We start from the raw sequence: 317 nt of genomic DNA, 5'->3' as shown, positions 1-317 counted from the left end.
CAGATTAGCGTGTCGGCAGGGGAAGGAGCCTGCCGATGGTTTGGACTGGAGCGAGCATCGAGGAAGTGAAGCGCCGGTTCATCATGGACCGGCTTTCGGGCGAGTGTGATGACATGAGCGCGCTGTGCGCCGAGTACGGGATCAGCCGGCAGGCGGGTTACATGCTGATGCGGCGTTACGCGGCCGAGGGGCTTGGCGGGGTGGTGGCCCGTTCGCGGGCGCCGCTGGTTCAGGCTCGATCGGTCGATGAGGACATCCGCGCGGCGCTGGTGGAGTGCCGGCTCGATCATCCGAACTGGGGTCCGAAGAAGCTGAAG

The 317-nt window shown here is 65.6% G+C and carries 1 protein-coding gene; it reads left to right on the top strand.

Annotation, left to right across the window (positions count from 1 at the left end):
* Positions 1–35: 35 nt before the first annotated feature.
* The coding region (locus C7I84_RS30920; RefSeq protein WP_133170192.1) for a helix-turn-helix domain-containing protein at positions 36–317 on the top strand (282 nt) is incomplete at its 3' end.

Origin of the sequence: Kumtagia ephedrae, assembly GCF_003012745.1 — a bacterium.
GTDB classification, from domain to species: Bacteria; Pseudomonadota; Alphaproteobacteria; order Rhizobiales; family Rhizobiaceae; genus Kumtagia; species Kumtagia ephedrae.
Note: the sequence above shows the minus strand (reverse complement) of the source record. Positions and strands in the feature narration are given on the sequence as shown.